Origin of the sequence: Clostridium merdae, from assembly GCF_900176635.1 — a bacterium.
GTDB lineage: Bacteria > Bacillota > Clostridia > Oscillospirales > Acutalibacteraceae > Faecalispora > Faecalispora merdae.
Window position 1 is genome coordinate 755,128 of sequence record NZ_FXLN01000004.1, and the last position, 17,707, is coordinate 772,834.

Annotated in this window: 25 protein-coding genes; 8 read left to right on the top strand and 17 right to left on the bottom strand. The window is 43.0% G+C overall.

Annotated features, from left to right (window positions below; translation table 11 throughout):
* Window positions 1–148: 148 nt before the first annotated feature.
* On the top strand, window positions 149–727 hold the full coding sequence (locus CAN90_RS09095; RefSeq protein WP_085833516.1) for a hypothetical protein: 579 nt from the start codon (window positions 149–151) through the stop codon (window positions 725–727).
* 24 nt (window positions 728–751) lie between these two features.
* Window positions 752–1,033, top strand: a complete 282-nt coding sequence (locus tag CAN90_RS09100) for a YjcQ family protein (RefSeq protein WP_085833517.1) — start codon at window positions 752–754, stop codon at window positions 1,031–1,033.
* Window positions 1,034–1,177: 144 nt separating this feature from the next.
* Here CAN90_RS09100 and CAN90_RS09105 read toward each other — a convergent pair whose 3' ends face one another.
* The 13 genes from CAN90_RS09105 to CAN90_RS09170 all read right to left on the bottom strand — a co-directional run bounded on the left by CAN90_RS09105 (window position 1,178) and on the right by CAN90_RS09170 (window position 10,628).
* Window positions 1,178–1,663: a RusA family crossover junction endodeoxyribonuclease gene (locus CAN90_RS09105; RefSeq protein WP_341456301.1), complete on the bottom strand. Its 486-nt coding sequence runs from the start codon at window positions 1,661–1,663 to the stop codon at window positions 1,178–1,180.
* A gap of 56 nt (window positions 1,664–1,719) precedes the next feature.
* Window positions 1,720–2,589: a DnaD domain protein gene (locus CAN90_RS09110; RefSeq protein WP_085833518.1), complete on the bottom strand. Its 870-nt coding sequence runs from the start codon at window positions 2,587–2,589 to the stop codon at window positions 1,720–1,722.
* 17 nt (window positions 2,590–2,606) lie between these two features.
* Entirely contained in the window at window positions 2,607–3,317 is a 711-nt protein-coding gene (locus tag CAN90_RS09115; protein ID WP_085833519.1) for an MBL fold metallo-hydrolase, read from the bottom strand.
* Window positions 3,318–3,320: 3 nt separating this feature from the next.
* The gene (locus CAN90_RS09120) at window positions 3,321–4,160 is read right to left on the bottom strand and encodes a hypothetical protein (protein ID WP_187138326.1); all 840 of its coding nucleotides are present in this window, start codon (window positions 4,158–4,160) and stop codon (window positions 3,321–3,323) included.
* Window positions 4,153–4,416, bottom strand: a complete 264-nt coding sequence (locus CAN90_RS09125) for a hypothetical protein (protein ID WP_085833520.1) — start codon at window positions 4,414–4,416, stop codon at window positions 4,153–4,155. The genes CAN90_RS09120 and CAN90_RS09125 overlap by 8 nt, the downstream gene beginning before the upstream one ends.
* Entirely contained in the window at window positions 4,413–6,101 is a 1,689-nt protein-coding gene (locus CAN90_RS09130; protein ID WP_085833521.1) for a hypothetical protein, read from the bottom strand. Before CAN90_RS09130 ends, CAN90_RS09125 begins: the two co-directional genes overlap by 4 nt.
* On the bottom strand, window positions 6,098–6,379 hold the full coding sequence (locus CAN90_RS09135; RefSeq protein ID WP_085833522.1) for a hypothetical protein: 282 nt from the start codon (window positions 6,377–6,379) through the stop codon (window positions 6,098–6,100). Before CAN90_RS09135 ends, CAN90_RS09130 begins: the two co-directional genes overlap by 4 nt.
* The gene (locus CAN90_RS09140) at window positions 6,376–8,295 is read right to left on the bottom strand and encodes an AAA family ATPase (RefSeq protein ID WP_085833523.1); all 1,920 of its coding nucleotides are present in this window, start codon (window positions 8,293–8,295) and stop codon (window positions 6,376–6,378) included. The genes CAN90_RS09135 and CAN90_RS09140 overlap by 4 nt, the downstream gene beginning before the upstream one ends.
* A complete protein-coding gene (locus CAN90_RS09145; protein ID WP_085833524.1) occupies window positions 8,270–9,004 on the bottom strand; it encodes a hypothetical protein in 735 nt (244 codons plus the stop codon). Before CAN90_RS09145 ends, CAN90_RS09140 begins: the two co-directional genes overlap by 26 nt.
* A complete protein-coding gene (locus CAN90_RS09150) occupies window positions 8,997–9,494 on the bottom strand; it encodes a hypothetical protein (RefSeq protein WP_085833525.1) in 498 nt (165 codons plus the stop codon). The genes CAN90_RS09145 and CAN90_RS09150 overlap by 8 nt, the downstream gene beginning before the upstream one ends.
* On the bottom strand, window positions 9,488–9,880 hold the full coding sequence (locus CAN90_RS09155; protein ID WP_085833526.1) for a hypothetical protein: 393 nt from the start codon (window positions 9,878–9,880) through the stop codon (window positions 9,488–9,490). The genes CAN90_RS09150 and CAN90_RS09155 overlap by 7 nt, the downstream gene beginning before the upstream one ends.
* A 201-nt stretch (window positions 9,881–10,081) precedes the next feature.
* A complete protein-coding gene (locus tag CAN90_RS09165) occupies window positions 10,082–10,321 on the bottom strand; it encodes an AbrB/MazE/SpoVT family DNA-binding domain-containing protein (RefSeq protein ID WP_085833528.1) in 240 nt (79 codons plus the stop codon).
* Window positions 10,322–10,358: 37 nt separating this feature from the next.
* Window positions 10,359–10,628, bottom strand: a complete 270-nt coding sequence (locus CAN90_RS09170) for a helix-turn-helix domain-containing protein (RefSeq protein ID WP_085833529.1) — start codon at window positions 10,626–10,628, stop codon at window positions 10,359–10,361.
* Between the two features lie 81 nt (window positions 10,629–10,709).
* On the opposite strand from CAN90_RS09170, the gene CAN90_RS09175 reads away from it, so the two are divergent.
* Complete coding sequence (locus CAN90_RS09175) at window positions 10,710–11,078, top strand: DUF2513 domain-containing protein (RefSeq protein ID WP_085833530.1); 369 nt, start codon at window positions 10,710–10,712, stop codon at window positions 11,076–11,078.
* On the opposite strand, the gene CAN90_RS13490 is transcribed toward CAN90_RS09175, so the two are convergent.
* From CAN90_RS13490 to CAN90_RS09185, 3 genes are all read right to left on the bottom strand, one after another.
* Window positions 11,022–11,219: a hypothetical protein gene (locus tag CAN90_RS13490; protein ID WP_143750816.1), complete on the bottom strand. Its 198-nt coding sequence runs from the start codon at window positions 11,217–11,219 to the stop codon at window positions 11,022–11,024. The two genes, CAN90_RS09175 and CAN90_RS13490, sit on opposite strands and share 57 nt — an antisense overlap.
* A 39-nt stretch (window positions 11,220–11,258) precedes the next feature.
* Window positions 11,259–11,579: a helix-turn-helix domain-containing protein gene (locus tag CAN90_RS09180; RefSeq protein ID WP_341456302.1), complete on the bottom strand. Its 321-nt coding sequence runs from the start codon at window positions 11,577–11,579 to the stop codon at window positions 11,259–11,261.
* A gap of 142 nt (window positions 11,580–11,721) precedes the next feature.
* Window positions 11,722–11,982, bottom strand: coding sequence for a hypothetical protein (locus tag CAN90_RS09185; RefSeq protein ID WP_085833532.1), 261 nt, complete (start codon window positions 11,980–11,982; stop codon window positions 11,722–11,724).
* A gap of 152 nt (window positions 11,983–12,134) precedes the next feature.
* Between CAN90_RS09185 and CAN90_RS09190 the strand changes: the two genes are divergently transcribed.
* From CAN90_RS09190 to CAN90_RS09205, 4 genes are all read left to right on the top strand, one after another.
* Window positions 12,135–12,527 (top strand): helix-turn-helix domain-containing protein, encoded by a 393-nt coding sequence (locus CAN90_RS09190; protein ID WP_159450365.1) that lies wholly within the window; start codon window positions 12,135–12,137, stop codon window positions 12,525–12,527.
* A gap of 117 nt (window positions 12,528–12,644) precedes the next feature.
* Window positions 12,645–13,271 (top strand): hypothetical protein, encoded by a 627-nt coding sequence (locus CAN90_RS09195; RefSeq protein ID WP_085833534.1) that lies wholly within the window; start codon window positions 12,645–12,647, stop codon window positions 13,269–13,271.
* A gap of 128 nt (window positions 13,272–13,399) precedes the next feature.
* Window positions 13,400–14,467, top strand: coding sequence for a site-specific integrase (locus CAN90_RS09200; RefSeq protein WP_085833535.1), 1,068 nt, complete (start codon window positions 13,400–13,402; stop codon window positions 14,465–14,467).
* A gap of 376 nt (window positions 14,468–14,843) precedes the next feature.
* Window positions 14,844–15,356 carry a hypothetical protein gene (locus CAN90_RS09205; RefSeq protein WP_085833536.1) on the top strand — a complete coding sequence of 171 codons (513 nt, stop codon included), beginning with the start codon at window positions 14,844–14,846 and terminating at the stop codon, window positions 15,354–15,356.
* Between the two features lie 156 nt (window positions 15,357–15,512).
* Here CAN90_RS09205 and dinB read toward each other — a convergent pair whose 3' ends face one another.
* Window positions 15,513–16,745 (bottom strand): DNA polymerase IV, encoded by a 1,233-nt coding sequence (gene dinB, locus CAN90_RS09210; protein WP_085834328.1) that lies wholly within the window; start codon window positions 16,743–16,745, stop codon window positions 15,513–15,515.
* A 170-nt stretch (window positions 16,746–16,915) separates the two neighbouring features.
* Here dinB and CAN90_RS09215 point away from each other — a divergent pair, with 170 nt between their 5' ends.
* A complete protein-coding gene (locus tag CAN90_RS09215; RefSeq protein ID WP_085833537.1) occupies window positions 16,916–17,677 on the top strand; it encodes a MerR family transcriptional regulator in 762 nt (253 codons plus the stop codon).
* Window positions 17,678–17,707 lie beyond the last annotated feature (30 nt).

Here is a 17,707-nt window from a genome sequence, read left to right on the forward strand (position 1 = left end):
CTTTCGTATTGGTAGTTAAAGTAATATTTTAGAATTATATCTAGTCTAGTGTCTAATTCTCTGACTGTTAGTATATTTTGCATGTTACTTCTTTACGTTTAAACTAATATGGAATATAATGGATAAAAAATAGAAAAAGGGGGATACAATGGCCATAGTAGAGACAATTATTGATGGCATAGTTAGTCAAATCAAAAGCGTACATGATTTGAAAAATGAGCAAATAATTTATCAAAACAGAGTGAAGGCACAGCTTTACATTAAATTAATTAAAATATTAATTCCTTTTCCTGAAGATATACCAAATGCAGTTTTAAGTATACTGGATTTCCCACCAAATTTTAGAGGGGATTTTTATACCGTAAAGCGAATTTTAAATATACAAATTCAGCACAATGAAAAACTAATTCAAGAAAATAGGAATCTCAATCTGGCTGAAAAAAACGAACTGGAGGCGGACATTGCTAATAGAATTTTTACTAAAAGAGAATTAGCGAAGTTAAAAATTCAATATAACAAATCAAAAAACGAACTTATCGAATTCAAAGAAAATCACATGGCTGAAATGAACTTATATGCTAGTCAGGATGTACTAAACTTGATGGTGATCTTCGATGTTACCATAAAAAACGCCTTTAAATATGGTGCCTATATTGACAAAGATTCTATAACAGTTAATAAACGCCGATTAATAGATTGTATGAGAGCGGAAATACATGTTGATTAACCTTATTGAGGAGACGAAATAACAATGGCTATTGATCAGCTAAAAGTCGCATTCAGCATTCTTCATGAGTTATCAGAAGAAAGTATTCCAAAAGAAAAAGACTACGGTCTGTCAGACCGGCAATTTGTCCATATAGTACTGGATTTGCAGGATAAAGGATATATTAGAAACGCTGTAATTTCTCTCGGAGACGATGAACTAGATTTATATATTGATGAGGCGTATGTTACTTTAGATGGATTGCAATTTTTGCACGATAATTCTACGCTAATGAAAACGTATAAAGGCTTAAAAGCTGGGGTCTAAGAAATAAAAGAATGGATCCAGTTTTTTACACCTTAATGCGCAGTGCAATAATTTCCGCCCCATCCTCCACTTTCAATGACAAAGCACAAGATAAAAAATAAGACTGCATATTGTTAGGCAGACCTCAAAGGGGTCTGCCTAACTTTACTTTACCTCCATAATCTTAACTAGCGTCCGTGGTATCTCTCCATAATACTTAGACATTTGTGTGACGACAATCTGAGCATCATCCTTGTAGGCGAGCTCGTTGAGGGCGTCGCAAATAATCTTTATCACGTTATCGCAGTCTGGCTTTTTTGTTGGGCGGAGCACACCAGCCATCATATCAGCCTGAATCCGTTTGCTTTTACTCTTTGGTATGGGATAGAATGCCGTGATTTGCATAGCCAACTGGGCATCATCCGAAAAGCGGAATCCCTGCGTGGCGGCCTTAAAGCGGAGACGCACCAGTTCTTCATAGACCACGGTCTTGTCCGGTGTGTAGGTCATACTCATGCCGTTCTTGGCTCGTACAACTCGTGGCCGGGCTTTACCCTGCGGAGGGCCAGGGACAACGAATTGAATTCTTTGTGGTCCCTGGGGCATTGCTGCTGCAGGTGGAACAAATCCAGGGATAATTATAGTTTCCATTGTTCAAATCCTCCTCTTTAATTCGTAGTTCTCGGCCGGAGCATCTAGCTTGGCTTTCAAGGCGTATCCCTCATTTCTCCTGAAATTTTCTCATATTCCTCAAGGTCGTATGTAGGCTGACTTGATTCCTGCTTGCTTGATTCTCTCACCCCAGTACGCTTCCATTCTTCCAGGATGGTCTTGACGTAGTTTGCGCTTCGTCCTTTGCCTTTAGCTTCTCCAATAGCCGCCAGGATGGTTTGTACTGGGTAGGATTCACATAGTAGCCTGAATACTTCGGCTTCTCCAGCCTTCGGAGGATGGATAAACTCTTCAAAACAATCCAAAACGCAACGCAACGCATCCGAAGCAGTCGGCAGAGTAATACCAACACAAGATTCCTCCCTTGAAAGAGCCGGGGGTAAGGGGGTTGTGTTATTGGTTAGGTATTGGTTAGGTAAGGTACTGGTTAGGTATATACCGTTACTTGGCGTTACTGTAACGTTACATTCGCCGTTACTAGGTGTTACACTGTCATCACTCGGTAACGTTTCTTTTGGTGTTACTTTCTCTTTCTTTTTGTCTCTGTAACGCTGTACTCTTTGCCGTGTTTTTTCTTTATTGCGCTCCACATAATCAATCAGCAGTTCTGCGCGCTGTTCCCAATTCCGGATAAATATCTCGTCATTGCGTCGTTCAAGAAAATGTATTTCATCTGAAAGAATGGCGTTGTAAAATGTTTCAGGTTTCTTTTCCCATCCTGCGGCCTTGGCAATTGCACGCGGCGGGAAGTTGGTCACGTTACCATCCGGGGCAGAATTAACAGCCCAAGTCCAAAAGCAAACCATCAATCCTACTGCATACGCATTACTTATTTTCAGGGCATCTGCCAAATTATAAATCTTATCATGTTCCTTAATACCATCATCGACTTGTATCCATGCCACTGTGTATCACCTGCCCTCTAGAATACCGTTACCGGCTTACCGGCAACACGTTGAATCTCTTGTTTAAATAACCGGGCGTCACTGTTGTTCCCCGAAAGGTGCAACAGGTATATATGTCGCACCGTACTCATGTTGTTTACTAGTATAAAATTCTTTACGTACTCGAGCCCAAAGTGAGAACGAAGCAGTCGGGGCTTCATACTCTCCGGGATCCGGCCGGATGCGATGCTTTCATTCAACAGTGGTAGGCTGTAATTGCACTCCACCATGACGATGTTCAGACCATTGAATGAGTTTGGAATGTAATAGGTATCCGTCGCAAAGAGCAGCTTCTCGCGAGCGGTGTAGGAATAAATCAGATATCCGCAGGGCTCCGCTGCGTCGTGCTTTGTTTCAAAAGGTAACACCATCCAACTTCCAAGTCGGAACTGCTCTCCGGCGCGTACCACATGCTTTCGGTAAGGGCGGTCTATGCCTGAGATTCCAGCAAACGTGCCGACAGTTGCGTACAAATCAATTCCTCGGGAAGCCAGCCCTGCGGCACCATCGGAGTGGTCACCGTGCTCATGGGTAATCAGGCAGCCGGCTACACGTGGCAGCAGCGGCAGAAATCCGGAAAGAATCTTTTTGGCGGGAATGCCCGCCTCCAAAAGCAGGACACTTTCGCCGTCATCGATGGCATAAGCGTTCCCGGTGCTCCCGGAAGCAAGGCATTTAACTTCTATCATGTTTTAAAACCCTGGCATGTAGCCGCCGTTGGGCTTTGCCTGGCGGGGCGCGGAAGTTTGCCGGGGCTTCTCTTTCGGCGGCTCCTCCGGCGCAGGCGGGGTCGGTTCGGATTCATCAGGCTCTTCTTCCTCTAGCGGCTCTGCGGGCGGCGCCGAGTCCATCACCTCACCTGTTTCCTCATCAATCTGAAGATCAATCGGGGCGGCATTCGCCTTTTCTTTAATTTCCTCCTGAACTTTAATAGCAGGATTGACCTCACGGTAGGCATCCGGGCCAATTTCGACAACCTCATCGGTGGAATAGATTCCCATAATCATATCGGGGCAATTCAGACGGCCGAAGAATGAGGCGGCACGGTACCGAATCATAACTTCGGGCATGGTTTTCCACTTGGAACCGTTCTTATCAATCCACCCCTCTGCTTTTGCCATAGCCATGGTAATAACAGGGCCTTTTACGATATGACCGTTATGGTCTTCAGCAAAAGCGTAGCAGGCCATCTCTGTTCCAGTGCCGGTCAACTCGTACTGCAATTCAGTTTTGTATTTTCGACTTGCATTTATCATGGCTACAATGTACTGGCTGCTCCAAGCTGGGCGCCCATTTACAACATATAAGTTCTGCATAACCATCATAGGGCTGGTATTGAGCCGGTTGGCCATTTCCAAAGCAATGATGCAGTTACCGATGTTGCCCTGATAATCCTTTGGTACAATGGTAGAACTGGCCAGTGCCTGCGCCATTCGCTGTGCAACTTGGAACTCCTGAAATCCGCTGAAAATATTGGTTCCAAGTGTAATATCTCTGCCAACCGATGTAGTCATTTCCTTGTTATCACTCATCTGTTTTTACCTCCTGATTTTCCGAATCATCCTTAATTCTGGATTTACCTAAAATAGTCTTGGCAACGTCCTTGAAAGGAGCAATCTCCTCTTCCGGTACATTGATAGCGGTGACGACGCCCTGGGATAACCCAGAGCGTCCATCAATATCCACCATATCACCAACAGCAACCTCTGTATTTGTAAAATAAGTGTACTCTCTACCGGAAGGCTCGCCATTGCGGACAAAACGCAACTTAATCACATTGGTCTTCATGATACTTCCTCCTCATCATTTTCGGGGTCATTCTGATGGTAAGAGTGCAGCACTTCCGGCCGCACACATCCGTTCATATGAACCGCTTCCCATATATCGCCGGGGTAACTGTCGCTCTCCGAATCCTCAGATTCAAAGTAGCAGCCCTCTTCGCCGTCATCACCCACAGTAAAAAACGGGCAATTGGCGCAACCACAAGGGTAAAGAGCTTTCTGTAGCTCCTCTGACTCCATCTCATCCCCCAAAATATCATTTGTTAAGTCATCAGAAGTTGGCGGCTCCCATTCATCAGCTGTCTCTACCGATTCAACCAAACCGGTGCTGCCATCTACAGTTGTAGTGACTGGCGGCGAATCGGGCACCTCATCAAAAGTCATTTGGTGCTCTCGGTCATAGGGGATAATCGGGTTACCGGCATCGTCCAATGTGATCTGAATTTCTTCGTAAAGCTCGCCTTTGTCTTTTACCTTAATAGGCTCGAACTGATATCCGGTTTCATACTTGACGGCAAACGCATTCCCTCTAGGTTCAAAGGTAACCTTTGCGGTAAAGGTAAATCCTTGTCGTGCTGTTACAGCTGTACGTAGCGCCCAGTTAATCTTATCATCGCAGGCAGCGATTAACGGGAAAAAGAAATCATCATCTCTTAAGCTGACTTTTTCACCTACAGGAACGGTCTTCTGTTCATCTTCTTGTGAAGCGTCTTCACCGCCAGAAGCATTCTGCCAGGAGCAACCCTCCGAAGGATTCTCACCATCGTCGTTCTCAGAATCAACTAATAATTCCTGCTCTGTGTGAACATCGTTCACGGATTCAGAAATATCACCTTCCTGTTCCGTTTCAGGGAATTTATCGGCAAGTGGAACAGAATCATCTTTTCCTTCCAGAGATTCGTCGAAATTCTGCTGTTCCACTTCTGGATTTTTCTCACCGTCGGAATCCGGCTCATAAAACTCAAATTCACGCTGCTTGGCATAATCGTCCAGCATCTCCTGAGCAACCTCCTGGGTATCGCAAATAGGCATATCTCCTACTGGAATATGTACAGAAGGGTTCTCTAGATAGTAAAAGTGAGCTCGGAACTTCCCGTTATCATTTTCTTTGACAAAATAGACCTTGTTGGTGTGTTGGTACTGCATCATAATGTGCTGTGCCTCCCATTTTCCGTCCTGAATCTGGTTCAAGACGATTTCTTTTTCTTCTTCCGGTGAAACATCTTTTCGGCTGCAGTCCGGATTAAAAAACTCATCAAAGAGCTGCTGCTTTGCGGAAATTCCCTTGTTGTTTGCTGCTGGGTAAATGGTCAAGCGGTACCGCCCATCAGTTCCGTAATCAGCACCACGACTAGAAAAAGCGTATTGGTCAGGCTCGATACCATCCAAGCTGTCGGCATATTCCCGGATGAGGTGCAGAAAATCAAAATCAAGGCTATCAATCCTGCCGACACATTTATCCCCGAGGGATAGTGCTGCCGTGCTATCGTATCGGATTCCTTTACTAGCTCGGCATTCATGATTCTGTACTGCTTCCTTTTGCGTAGTCGGGTCCCATGTCATAACCGGGCAAACGAACGGGCAGCCATAGCATACATGCTGCGGCCCATAATCGGGCATACGGAAGCCGGTTGTCCCGGCCACCGTGTTTTTCTCAAAGGTTTTCCCACATTTGCATGTGTAGATGGTCACTGCGGTTCACCTCGGTTCATAGCCATCATGATATATTGTACAGGCAGCTTATCAATCAAATCCTGGGCTGCTTTTTCCGAACCCGGAACTTTGGAAGCAATCTGGCGCTTATACATTTCCAGTGCTGCGATGATAAATGGTGCTGATACTCGATTGATAGGATTAATTGCATTGCAGATTTTCCCAGAATATTCTTGAAATATTTCTCCGAAAACAGGTTCCGGATTCTTGCCGGAGAAAATCACACTTAGCAATTTCTGTTCCAAATCTTTTCTCACGACCGCACCTCCGCTCTCAGCTGCTTGTCCCGAGCAGAAACGTGCAAGCGGATTACCTGGGCATCGATCGGCAGCATACTGGTGACACTCTCGGCATTGTCCACCCAAACCGGCACAGAGATTCTAGCGGCAAGTCCCAGCGTATTGATGATATCAAGACCAGCATTCATGCGGGCGGCACTGTTCAGGTTAGTACCATACTCAATGCCCTTTACAGTGGCCTCGCAGCATGGCTTGATTCCACCGTTGATCTGGACATCAAACAACTTCCAGCGCACCAAGCGAAAAGCAAAGTTGACTTTTTCTTCTATGTCCTGTGCTTTGAGTTGAGTGAAAAGTTCTGCCAGACGGATTCCATCTTCATGTGCAATCAGCTCCTGTCCCAGCTGTCTTTCCTGCTGCTTGAGCTCCTCAATCCGTTTATCCTGCTGGGCAATGATTTCAGTATTGAGTGCCCGGCGCTTGACTGTTTCCAGCTCGCCAGTGACGGTCTGAAGCTGCTGATTCAGTTCTGCGACGCGCTGGTCACCAATAGAATCGAGCTTCACCAACTGATTTTCCAACTGCTCTTCTTCCTGTATTAATTCACAGTAATGGGTAGTATGTTCAAACGGTTCCGGCTTTACATATTGCGTGGAGAGTCTTTCGAGACGAGTCTTCGCCGCAGCAAGAGTTTTTTCTGCTGTAGCCTGCTGCTGCAAATGTTGCTGTAAGGATTTCTCCAGATCCTGTTTGGTGGTTGCCAGCTCCTTGCCCTTGGTTTCCAACTTTTCCAAGTACTCTGCATTGTGCTGCTTAAAATCCCCACGAATTTTCTCTTGCTGCTCCGGTGGGTAATCTTGTCCACAGGTTGGGCAAACGGTTTGATGCTCATCAAAGGTCTGGTTCGCCGTATCCATGCACTTCTGCCGTAACTCGTCCAGTTCGACAGCCAACCCATCAATAACACCTTGGGTACTCTGTGCAGAATATTTGGCTTTGGTAATCTCTCCTTGAAATTGGCTGATTTCCGAACGCACCAGCGCCATTTCTGTTTCCAGTGCGGTGTTTCCGGTGGAGGATTTACGGCTGTAATCTGCCGATGACTGTGCAATTCTGGACTTGATTTCCAGAATCTGATTGCGAAGAATACCTGCTGTCTCGCCATTGCGAATGGCCGAAATATCGTTTTCCAGCTTCATTTTCTGCTTCTGGAGCCGCAGCATTGCGGGGCCATCATCGGACTGTGGCAAATCAAAAGGTTTTGCTTTCTCTGCTTCATCAATCCGGCCAGGTATTTCACCCATCTGCTTATTGATTTTCTGACGCTGCACTTTGGTTATCTCAGAATAATCATCTACCGACTTGGTACCGATATAGTGAATGAGAGGCTTTAGTTCATCATGTGCATTAATGATTTCCAGATCATCCACCGTCGGTGCGAAGTGCTTGAGCAGTATGTCTCTCCTTGCATCCCACTTGAGTTTTCCCGCGAACATATCCGGGTCAGTCAATAGCATGAATGTCTGTTCGTCGCAGATGGAGGAAATAAAAGAGGTATAATCCTTTTTGGGCTTTGGTACGTCGTTAATATAAAAGTCTGTTTCATGCCCTTGAAATTCACGTTCTGCTTCACCATTTTTGCGGCGAAATTTCTCACGGTAGACACGCTGCAATGTGAAGGCTTGGCCATCATTGCCAAGAAAAGCACCTTTTACAGAATAATCAAGCCCGGAGGTACCCCGGGTCTTGACTTCAAAATTACTATCACTGCGGCCGGCACTGTCTTTGCCAAACAATAACCAAAAATACGCATCGGCCAGTGTGGTTTTTCCAGTAGCATTGTCCCCAAAAACATCTACATTCGCACCCTGGGCGCCAAGCTCAAAATGCTTGATTCCCTTATAATTATCAAGAATTAAACTCAGCAACTTCATGACTTTGCTCCTCTCTGCGCAGGCTGATAATATAATCTTCACCGGCGGCTTTAAAATGGCAGGTTGCCCACCCCGCGGTTTGATTCGCTTCAAGATACCCCATCTCTACAGGAGGGTAAGAATACTCCAAGCTTCTCATCAACCCTGTTAACTCAACCGCAAATAGAAAAGGACGCTTCACAATGGTGGTCGTAGAAAGAGGGAATGAGTCTGGATTATCCTTTGATATAACTGATGTATCTTCCTTCTTGCTTGGTGATTTTAGTTCACATGCTACAGATTCAAGTTCCGGGGGCGATTCTGGAGGAGAAACCGCAGAATCGTTGACAACCGGTACTGACTCAGCTTCCATGGGAGTGGAAGGCATTACAGATGAGCGTGACTTTTTATCACTATGAAGTCTGCTTTGAACTTGATGAACTTTTAACCCCATGATACGGGCAATTTCAGACGGACCTTTGCCATCGGCTCGTAACTGATGCAACTGTTCAAGCTGTTTGGTGGTCCACCAAGTTCTACCGGAGCGTTCCTTATTAGATTCCTGCAAAGTCGGAACATCACATTGAATTTGTGGCATTAGTGCCAGAACTTGCAGTATCTCACTTTCTTTCACCTGCATCCCCTTTGCAAGGCGCTTAACCTCAATATCCTTATCCACAGCTACAGCCATAGCCCGGCGTACAACCGTTATCTGATAATCGTTAAGCATTCGTCTTCCCCTCCTTTGCCATAAAGCTTTCAAGGTAAGCCTTCTGAATTTCACTTTCAGGGACTCCGTTTTTCCTCAGATCCAACGTATAGCAAGCTAAGATAGCAAGCAATTTTTGTATTTCACCGTACATTTCCATATGCAGATTTGTTCCAGAGTAAATGTCGGCATGTACAAAGGCATCTGGCCGCGACTTGACATCGCTGAGATTTTGCTCTAAACTGAAATTAATAGATTTTTCTTTATCGCTCTCGGTGCTACCAACGCCGGGGGCGACTTTTTTTGCATTCATTGTCGAGCCAAGCAATGAAATCATTGCAGCGTACTGAGCATCATTAAGTACACCCAAACGATTTAGGCCAGTAATGTATCCTATGTTCTGATGGTATGCCTGCCGGGTGCCGTCAGGGGAAGTAATCTTAGTCAGCTCCTCAAGTGAGTTTTTGAATAACTCCACCGCCTGGGGCCTTATTTCTGTAAAATCTAGCATGCTGATTTCTCCTTCTCAAATATATTCTTCCAGCGCTCGTCATTGCGCTGTTTAATGATGACATCGCTGAGCATTATAGATAGCTGATACACGTTATACTGCGCGAACTGCAGTCCTCCTGACCGGGTACCCAGATGATAATCATCGAGAATCTGCTGAACGGCCGCTTGAAATTCTGCTTCGGTGAGTTCGCCGCCAACTCTGTCCCGAGTCAACTCAAAAGTACGTATTGCCGCGTGGGTTTCTTTGCTATAACGTCGCTGATGCTCCTTTTTCTGCTGACGCTGTTCAACCCTGCCATCTAAGTACACGGCAGTGCCTGAAACAAAGATGATAAGCAAAATCATAGCCAGAAACAGCAAAGCTGGATAAAACTCTGATTTCATGTTTTCCCCCTCCTAGCAAGCCGCCGGCGCTTGTCCATCACATCAGCAAGAGACGAAATGTACTGCGGTTTGATACCTGCCAGCCAGCAGACAGCGCAACCGGCTTCTCGCGGAGAGAGATTATGTTTGTTCCTGAGTTGACCCGCACAGCGGGCGAACTTGTCCAGGTGTTTCTGGGGAATCTTCATAGTGCAACTCCTTTCATTTTTGCAGGTATACCATTGGGTCTTTTCCAGTTTCTTTGCAAACCATAATTAACGCTTCCCTCAACTCTTCTGGCGTGTAGGCATCGCGTTGGTACTTCTGCAATACGATTCGATTATTGTCAACGAAGATTTCTAATTGGGTACCAATTTCAATACTTAAGTTTTTACGGATTTCTTTTGGGATTACGACGCGGCCAAACTGGTCAATCGGCCTTACCATTCCTGTTGATTTCATTATGTTGTCTCCTTTCTTTTATTGGGTACGGGCAGATTTATGAGGACATCACGTCCTCTAAGGTCAATTTTCGAAGCGGCTCAAATTTAACCTTGCTTCTTTTTTTACTGCCGGAAAAATTACGACGGTATCCCTCTGCGGGGCCAGTATGTTTTTTTATGTAAGCTTGTAGTCCAGATTCGCTTACCATATGTGCTTTACCATCATTTAGGGTATCTCCAAATTCTCCAGCACGTATTTTGCGCCGTATAGTGTCGCTAGATTTATTAAACATCTTAGCGAGCTGCTCGACGGTGTAAAATTGCATGAATGCACCTCCTTTCTCTATATTTATGGTTGTCCCTCTTTCCCGCCTGCGGTAAAATGGTTATGAGAAAGGGGTGAAACAATGAAATTAAACCCGGATTGTATTCGTGATATCTTGCTAATGGTTGAAGAAGAGTCAAGCTTTAGAAATGTAATTTTCTTTAAAAACAATTACGAATATGTTCACTTACAGAAATACTCAATGGATGAGGTTTGCTACCACATAAATCAGTGTAAATTAACTGGATTTCTAACTCGTGTAGATTGGACTATGGAATCACACTGTTATATTTACGACTTATCACCTTACGGGCATGAATTTCTAGCAAATATTAGAACGGACACTAACTGGAATAAGGTAAAGCAAAACGCTAAAAAAGTCGGTTCCGAATCCTTAAGCATTCTCGCCCAAATTGCAGCTCAAGTCATCAGCAACATGCTTACTAATTGACATTGAAGCAATATCAACAATTAGTTTTAGCAAAAGCTCTGCCGTGCCGTCAGTAGAGCTTTTTAACTCAAAGCCTATTACACCGTCAATTTCTTTTGCATCTAAAAACATGCAACCATTTTTAATAGTAAGCTGGTGCACACTCACCCCTCCTATCCGCCCCGCTTGCGCGGGGCTTTTTTATGCCGACTTTTGCGGCTGGTCATCAAAACCAAACAGCTCGTTTGGCGTTACGCCAAGGGCGGCAAGGATCTTGTATATGTCCTCGCTAGCAATAATTTTTCGCCCGTTTAACATATTACTAAAAGTTTTTTCGTTGATGCCTGCGCGCTCAGCAATTGCACTTTGCTTATATCCCTGCTGACGAATAATACGCCTTATGCTTACTGCGAGATTAGAATCCATTCTAAATCGCTCCTTTCTTTGTACTTGCCCTCCTCCCAAGCCTGCGGTAGAATAGTGTTGAAAGGGGGTGAAATAATGGAAATTCCTAGCTTCCAAGACTTCTGGAACTCACTTTCAGAAGATCAAATAGCTAAATGGGTTAGTAGCTCAAATGAAGCGCAACTAAAAATGAAGTTATTGCCATTGAGTGAAGATTCTCTGAATGCAAACCTTACCTCTATAGCGACTGTTAATTTGCTCATTTCGCGGAACATGCTTGCTGCGTATCACGAGTGGCTTTCCCGACAGCTTTCTGATCAATCGTAATTTTGCTCTCCTTATTCACAGATAACCTATCTAATGATTTATACCGTAAACTTTCGCGGTACGACGCGGTGGATGCAGTCAGACTAGCAAGAGCTAATACCTCTTCTGGGCTGGCTGCACTTTTTGTTAAATTAATAATCAGCTTTTGTAATGCAACTATGCTTTCAATAAATGAATCTTTTGTTTCACTCACTTTTTCCACCTCCAATCTCAAGAATCTTGTCCACAGCTTTATAATAACTCAAGAAACTTTATGAGTCAATATATTTTTCTAAAGTTTCTTGATGTTTTTTCTTGACGTTTGAATAATGGCGTTGTAATATGAATTCATCAAGGAGTGATACGATGGGAATTGGAAAGCGTATAAAAGAAGCGCGTGAAAAGCTTGGGCTTACGCAAAAAGAATTAGGGGATTTGCTAGGTGTGACAGGTTCTGCCGTAACTAACTATGAAAATGAAGTTAGTCATCCTAAGGAGCCGATTATGTATAAAATGTTTGAAGCTCTTCAAGTAGATGCTAATTATTTGTTTCAAGACACTATGCCAGAAAATGAAAATTCCCCCGCCCCGGCAAATGCCGAAACAGGGGAATTAGATAAACAAGAACAAACACTAATACAGAATTACCGTGCCTTAAATGATGAAGGCAAGGAAAAACTGTTAGATTACTCAGATGACTTAGTCTCGTCGAGTAAGTACACAAAAAATAATCAGTCTCAAGTTTCTCAGGAAGCATAAATAACCCCACACACTACTGCAAATAGCGTGTGGGGCAAAATGGAAAGTTATTCACATCCGACTCTCCTTTATTAATTATACAGTATTGGTTAATATTGTAAATTTAGGAGGAGAACTATGAAAAAATTATTAGCTTTATTCATTTGCGTCTTGCTGGGTGCTCAAATAACGGCTTGTTCCAGTAATTCAACGGGCACCCCATCAAAGGATTCTACCAGTTCTTTATCTTCCTCAGGGGAGAAAAGTATTGACGTCAACAAAGGTGTATTCGATGTTTCTATCACATTTCCAGCTTCTATGTTTGCAGGATTAGATCTTGATGCTATAAAAAAGCAGGCTGGTGAACAGGGTATAAAAAACGTAACACAGAATTCAGATGGTTCTATCACCTACAAAATGTCTAAATCTGAACATAACAAGCTTATGAAAGAAACCAAAGATACAACTGTCAAAACTCTAAATGAATACAAAGATAGCAGCGAGTATGAATCTATAACTGACGTGAAATACAATGACGATTTCAGTCAAATTCAATTCACAGCAGATAAAGAGAAATATGAAAATAGTATGGACGCTTTTGTAGCTTTAGGTGCGGGTTTACAAGGGATGTTTTATCAGATTCTTGACGGTAAGAAGTCAGATGAAATTTCTGTAAAAGTAGATTTTATTGACTCTAAAACCGGGGATGTACTAAACAGCGCCACATATCCTGATGCTTTCGATACTTCATCTAGTTCTAAATAAATAAAAACCGCCCCACCCTGTTAGCGCAGGATAGAGCGGCCACTATCAACCAAGGGCTGACAGTATGATAAAATCACAGTTAAATTATACCTGTTTAGCCCTCAAAAATCAACAGGAGGGCTATTTTTATGCCAAAAAAAAGAGCAGATGGGCGGTATCGAAAAAGTGTAACTTTGCCCGATGGCTCAGTAAAATATGTATATGCTGCTAGCGTGCCAGCTCTGAACGAAAAGGTGCGTGCTTTATTAAAAGAAGCAGATTCTGGAGTTTTAGTGGGTGATAATACGCTTGTTGGCGAATGGGCCGCAATATGGTTAAAAACCTATAAAATGAATCTGCGAGCGAACACAATAAAAAACTATTTGAACGCTTACAATAATCACATTGCTCCTGAAATTGCAGCTCTACCTTTAAAAGCAATTAGGCCTGTTCACATTCAGAGCGTTATGAATCAAGTTTCAGGCTTTTCCGAAGATTTGCAACGTAAAGTTCTAAATACGATGAATCAGATATTTGAAACAGCTATTATGAACCGGCTAATTTCAACCAATCCCTGCAAAGGAATAAAGATTACAGCTCACAACATTGCCAAGAAAGTTAAAGCACTGTCTCCGGAGCAGCAGGAACATCTTCTTGACTCTGTGACAGATCCGCGGGCGAAAGTGTTCATTGCGTTGGGTTTGTTTTGTGGCCTGCGCAGAGAAGAATCTCTGGGGCTTATGTGGACAGATATACAAGACGGAAAGCTCACGGTAAATCGAGCGGTTACTTTCCTCAAAAATCAACAAGACCCGAATCATGAATTAAAAAGCAAAGCTGCGCACCGTACTATCCCTGTTCCCCCTCCCCTTGAGGACATATTAAACGCGGCTTCAAAAGAAGGGTTATATGTAATCGTTCCTCCGATGGGTGGCGAAATGACTTTAATGTCCTATCGCAGAATGTGGGCGCATGTAACAAAGGCAGTTGACTTTGACATTCATAGCCATATGCTCCGCCACACATATGCAACTTCCCTATATCGTGCAGGAATTGATTTGAAAACTGCGCAGTACCTTTTAGGGCATTCCAGTATTAAAATGACAGCCGAAATTTACACCCACATACAAAAGGATAAGCTGGATGATGCGGCTTTAAAATTGAACGAAATATTTAGTGGAGGGTCAAAAAAGGGTCAATCTTCTAAAAAAGCTTGATTCTATCAGCGTTAATGCGGGTTCAGTTCTTCCTTGGTAAGGACGAGGTCACGCGTTCGAATCGCGTTAGCAGCTCCAATCGAACCGCTTAGTTTATAACTAAGCGGTTTTTTTGTTATTTATATTCTTAATTTTGCATAGAATAAGAATCCCTCGCTAAGAATTAAATTCTTTTAGCGGGGGATCTTTTTCATACACTTTTTTAATAAGATTGATTACTCCAAAATATATCATCGCCCACTTCCATGCCAATTTTACCTTTTGTGCCACATAACCATTGCAGATAACTTCTATTTAAAGATCAAGTCATTAAGTTTTGTTATATAGATTGACAAATAAAACCAAAATGGTAAAATATTGGCAAGAGGCGATAAATATGGAACTAAAATATAGCTACGATGAGCGTGATTACCTTGAATTTTGCTTGCTTGTGGCTAAGCAAGAGAATAAAAAGACGCTACTTATAGCAGCTTCACTTCTTGCTGCGCTTTTTATCATGATTTTAGTCTCCACTCATTCGCCTATAAAGATTGCTGTAATTTATGGATTTATTTTTATTATTGTAATATTTATCAATTCCAAATTAGAAAATTACATTATTACAAAGCAAGCGGAAGCAAAAATTAATAGGCTCGGACATAATTTTTTCATAACTGATAAAACTCTATGTTTGTCCGACTCAGAGATTATTTCAACATCCAGCATTTCAGTTTCTAAAATCAGTTTCAAAAATATTGCTTACATCCATAAAGATGCTAAATTTGCACACATTGAGATAACAGGCGGCAGTGAAATATTCATTCCTTTAAGCACCCCCGAATTAACCGAATTCTTAAATGTGCTAAATGATAAATGCCATAAGGATACGCAAAAAGCAGGAGAGGAGTAACATCTCTCCTGCTTTTATTATTGTTACGTTGATACAATAGAGTTCCCTGCAAGGTCAAGCAAAAGATTAACTATAATTGCAGATTCTGCAACCGCACAACTATTTGCAACGAGGACTTTTTTATCCTCTGATTGAATATTCTAATATTTTATTTGATTAAAAAAATCCCACCGGGTGAATCGTGTGGTCACGCTTTGGGTCAAACCCCGATAATTGTGGGTCTTGCAGCAATACAGCGGGATGTACTGCATTTGTGCCAAAGCGTTTTTTTAGGTCATCCATGGCAATATCTAATTGTTCCATTCGCAGTTGCTCTTTTCCTGCTCCAAATAAATCCAATTGCAAAGGTGCAGAGTCACTAACTAAATCTGAAATGCTAATCCCAAGGCTGCGAATGGGCTGTTGCCAATGGTAATGCTTTAAAAACAGCTCCATCCCCTCTTGAGCGATTTCTGCCGTGCTGTTGGTATAGTGGTTCATTGTGTGCTGGCGTACAAAGCTTTCCAGCTGATTGTCTCGCACACTTATGCTGATGGTTCTTCCTTTATAGCCATGCTCACGCAAACGGCGAGCTACGCTGTCCGCTAAAACATACATAATAATCTTTACGTCCTCATTATCTACAAGGTCGCGAGGGGTTGTGGTACTGTTGCCAATACTTTTTACCTCTTCATGGTCAACATAGCGGGCTACGGGTGTGTTGTCAAAACCATTTGCAAAGGCATACAGTACACTTCCCCATTTGCCAAACCAACCTTTGAGCGTTTTTTCCGGTGTTATGGCTAGGTCGCCTATAGTATGCTTGCAGTAAGATTGCAGCTTTCTCTGCGTGGCTCTGCCAACATACAATAAATCCCCTACCGGAAGCGGCCAGACAATCTCTTTAAAATTCTCACGGTTAATTTCTGTAACGGCATTTGGCTTTTTATAATCTGACCCCAGCTTTGCAAAGATTTTATTATAAGAAACGCCAATGCTTACGGTGATTCCAAGCTCCTTTTGAATTCGCCCACGAATTCCTTCTGCAAGCTGCACCCCATTTACTCCCTGAGCGGTTACATCAAGCCAGCACTCATCCAAGCCGAATGGCTCAACCTGATTGCTGTAATCCAAATAAATCTGGTGGCAAAGCCTTGAATAGCGCTTATACAGTTCAAACCGCGGTGGAACAATTACTAAATCGGGACACTTCTGTTGTGCCTGCCATAAAGCTTCTCCGGTTTTAATGCCATATTTTTTCGCCTGTTCGTTTTTGGCTAGAATAATTCCGTGGCGCTGTTCCACATCGCCGCCAACCGCCACCGGTTTTTCCCGAATTTCTGGCCGATGTAAGCACTCAACACTGGCATAAAAGCTATTACAATCGGAATGTAATATCATTCGTTCCAAAAGCCCACCACCAAACACATGTTCTTTCCAATTATTATAGAACATATGTTTTAAAATTTCAAGAGGAAATAATAACTTGATTTATCCATTACTTAGAAATCAAAGCATCTACAACCCTACATTAAAACACCAGACTTTTATTTATGGTACAATAGCGATGGGGTGAGCAAATGAAAATTTATAAAACGTCTGAAATCGCACGGAGTATTGGAATCCACCCGAATACAGTACGCCTGTATGAGGAGCTGAATTTAATTACCAAACCTGAACGGAGAGCAAATGGATACCGCGTGTATACCGAGCTGCACTTAGAGCAATTCCGCTTTGCGAGAATGGCATTAAAAGTGGAGGTATTGCAAAACGGGATTCGAAAACAAGCGGTTCAGCTAATAAAAATAGTTGCGACACAAAATTATGACCAAGCGATCTCCCTCACAAAACAATTGATTCAACTACTGAAAAGCGAGCAAAAAAATGCAGAGGAAGCCATTGCAATAACCCAAGCAATACTAAAAGCAGATTTGCCAGATAACGCTCCCCTGCTATTAACAAGGAAGAAAACTGCCGAACTCCTTCAAATATCAATCGACACATTAAGAAACTGGGAAATGAACGGCCTGCTGACCGTAAAACGCAGGCAAAATGGCTACCGTGTTTACACCGAAACTGATATTCAGCGCTTAAAAATGATACGCTCCTTGCGCTGTGCAAACTATTCTCTTGCCTCTATTTTGCGTATGCTCAACGCCTTATCGAGTGATTCCAAAGTAGATATAAGAGATATTATTAACACCCCAAAAGAAAATGAAGACATTGTTTCGGCCTGCGATAAGCTGTTAACCTCGTTACAACACGCTGAAAATAATGCAGAAGAAATGCTGGCTCATATTTACCGTATGAAAAAACAGTTTCCATCAAGCCCTACACTTTAACACCAGAGTTTTCTCTGGTGTTATTCTTAT

Coding starts and splice junctions, on each gene's coding strand:
- CAN90_RS09095 (WP_085833516.1), top strand. CDS start 149: ATGGCCATAGTAGAGACAATTATTGATGGCATAGTTAGTCAAATCAAA.
- CAN90_RS09100 (WP_085833517.1), top strand. CDS start 752: ATGGCTATTGATCAGCTAAAAGTCGCATTCAGCATTCTTCATGAGTTA.
- CAN90_RS09105 (WP_341456301.1), bottom strand. CDS start 1,663: ATGGAAACTATAATTATCCCTGGATTTGTTCCACCTGCAGCAGCAATG.
- CAN90_RS09115 (WP_085833519.1), bottom strand. CDS start 3,317: ATGATAGAAGTTAAATGCCTTGCTTCCGGGAGCACCGGGAACGCTTAT.
- CAN90_RS09120 (WP_187138326.1), bottom strand. CDS start 4,160: ATGAGTGATAACAAGGAAATGACTACATCGGTTGGCAGAGATATTACA.
- CAN90_RS09125 (WP_085833520.1), bottom strand. CDS start 4,416: ATGAAGACCAATGTGATTAAGTTGCGTTTTGTCCGCAATGGCGAGCCT.
- CAN90_RS09140 (WP_085833523.1), bottom strand. CDS start 8,295: ATGAAGTTGCTGAGTTTAATTCTTGATAATTATAAGGGAATCAAGCAT.
- CAN90_RS09145 (WP_085833524.1), bottom strand. CDS start 9,004: ATGCTTAACGATTATCAGATAACGGTTGTACGCCGGGCTATGGCTGTA.
- CAN90_RS09150 (WP_085833525.1), bottom strand. CDS start 9,494: ATGCTAGATTTTACAGAAATAAGGCCCCAGGCGGTGGAGTTATTCAAA.
- CAN90_RS09155 (WP_085833526.1), bottom strand. CDS start 9,880: ATGAAATCAGAGTTTTATCCAGCTTTGCTGTTTCTGGCTATGATTTTG.
- CAN90_RS09165 (WP_085833528.1), bottom strand. CDS start 10,321: ATGAAATCAACAGGAATGGTAAGGCCGATTGACCAGTTTGGCCGCGTC.
- CAN90_RS09170 (WP_085833529.1), bottom strand. CDS start 10,628: ATGCAATTTTACACCGTCGAGCAGCTCGCTAAGATGTTTAATAAATCT.
- CAN90_RS09175 (WP_085833530.1), top strand. CDS start 10,710: ATGAAATTAAACCCGGATTGTATTCGTGATATCTTGCTAATGGTTGAA.
- CAN90_RS09190 (WP_159450365.1), top strand. CDS start 12,135: ATGGGAATTGGAAAGCGTATAAAAGAAGCGCGTGAAAAGCTTGGGCTT.
- CAN90_RS09195 (WP_085833534.1), top strand. CDS start 12,645: ATGAAAAAATTATTAGCTTTATTCATTTGCGTCTTGCTGGGTGCTCAA.
- CAN90_RS09200 (WP_085833535.1), top strand. CDS start 13,400: ATGCCAAAAAAAAGAGCAGATGGGCGGTATCGAAAAAGTGTAACTTTG.
- CAN90_RS09205 (WP_085833536.1), top strand. CDS start 14,844: ATGGAACTAAAATATAGCTACGATGAGCGTGATTACCTTGAATTTTGC.
- CAN90_RS09215 (WP_085833537.1), top strand. CDS start 16,916: ATGAAAATTTATAAAACGTCTGAAATCGCACGGAGTATTGGAATCCAC.